This window comes from Thioclava pacifica DSM 10166, assembly GCF_000714535.1.
Lineage (GTDB): Bacteria > Pseudomonadota > Alphaproteobacteria > Rhodobacterales > Rhodobacteraceae > Thioclava > Thioclava pacifica.
In genome coordinates this window covers 1-1,426 of sequence record NZ_AUND01000026.1, presented here as the reverse complement: position 1 = coordinate 1,426, position 1,426 = coordinate 1, and the positions used below count along the sequence as shown (strand labels likewise).

General features: G+C 64.0%; 1 protein-coding gene. It reads right to left on the bottom strand.

Annotated elements, in window-relative coordinates; translation table 11 throughout:
• Positions 1-55 precede the first annotated feature (55 nt).
• Positions 56-1,267 carry an IS256 family transposase gene (locus TP2_RS12065; protein ID WP_038077839.1) on the bottom strand — a complete coding sequence of 404 codons (1,212 nt, stop codon included), beginning with the start codon at positions 1,265-1,267 and terminating at the stop codon, positions 56-58.
• Positions 1,268-1,426: the final 159 nt, after the last annotated feature.

Sequence of the window (1,426 nt, the reverse complement as noted above, 5' to 3'; positions counted from 1 at the left end):
GATCGCGTCCCAAGAAGTGGTGTAACTTTGCTCTTCGGCCTTGGTTCGGCCGCAGTTACAGGGCGGCGATCTTCGCCGGGTCCATGGGGTCAGTGTCGCAAATGACGGCAACGGTTTCCAGTGTCATGTAGCGGCGTGTGATCGCCCACTCATCGTTCTGCTCCAGCATCAGGGCGCCGACGAGGCGCGTGACCGCCGCTTCATTTGGGAAGATGCCGACGACGTTGGTCCGGCGCTTGATCTCCTTGTTCAGACGCTCCAGCGGATTCGTGGAATGGATCTTCGCCCAGTGTTCCTTGGGAAAGCTCTTGTAGGCCAGGACATCATCCTCGGCGCGGTGCATCAGTTCGGCGAGCTTTTCATGGCGGGGCTCGAACGCGTCGATCAGCTTGGTCCAATGGTCTTTCGATGCCGCCAGCGTGTCTTGGTCGAAGGCGGTTCTGAGCGCCGCAGTGACGATCGGGCGGTCCTTCTTGCCGACGCAGGCGAGCGCGTTGCGCATGAAGTGGACGCGGCAGCGCTGGACGGTCGCGCCGAGCACCTTGGCCGCGGCGGCCTTCAGTCCCTTGTGGTCGTCTGCGATGATCAGGCGGGTCCCGCGCAGCCCGCGATCGGCGAGAGAGCGGAGGAACTCGTCCCAGAAGACCTCTGCCTCGCTGGGCTGGACGGCGATGCCGAGAACCTCGCGGCGGCCATCCAGGTTGACCGCGACGGCCACTATGGCCGCGACGCTGACGATCCGGCCGCCACGCCGCACCTTGATGTAGGTGGCGTCGAGCCACAGGTAGGGCCATTCGCCTTCGAGCGGTCGACCCAGGAACGCATCGACCCTTTCGTCGATCTCGCCACAAAGCCGTGAGACCTGGCTCTTCGAGACACCGGTCATCCCCATGGCCTTGACGAGGTCGTCCACCGAGCGGGTCGAAAGGCCTTGGACATAAGCTTCCTGGATGACGGCCGTCATCGCCTTCTCCGCCGCCCTGCGCGGCTCCAGGAACTCGGGGAAGTAGCTGCCCTTGCGCAGCTTCGGGATCTTCACATCGACCCTCCCGGCACGTGTTTCCCAGGCTCTGGTCCGATATCCGTTGCGATGGTTTACCCGGTCGCCGCTGCGCTCGTGAACGCCGGCACCGCAGAGCTGGTCGACATCCAGCGCCATGAGACGGTCGGCGACGAAGCCGAGCATCTCGGCCAATAGCTGGGTGTCGGACGTCTCCGACAAAAGTGCGCGCAAGGCGGCTGTCTCTGATAGGCTGTCCTTGGTCATGGTTGATCTCCTCGGTCAAAGGTCAGGTCGGCAAACCGAACCTTAGCCGAAGAACAACCGTGGCCGCCAAGCGACCCGCGCGGGCCTCGCTTCGCTCCGCGAAGGCTCCGCTCAGCCCGCGCTACCGGCTGAAATTACACCACCCGGTGGGACACTGCT

Excerpts from the sequence above, each read along its gene's own strand:
- TP2_RS12065 (WP_038077839.1), bottom strand. The coding sequence starts at position 1,267 with ATGACCAAGGACAGCCTATCAGAGACAGCCGCCTTGCGCGCACTTTTG.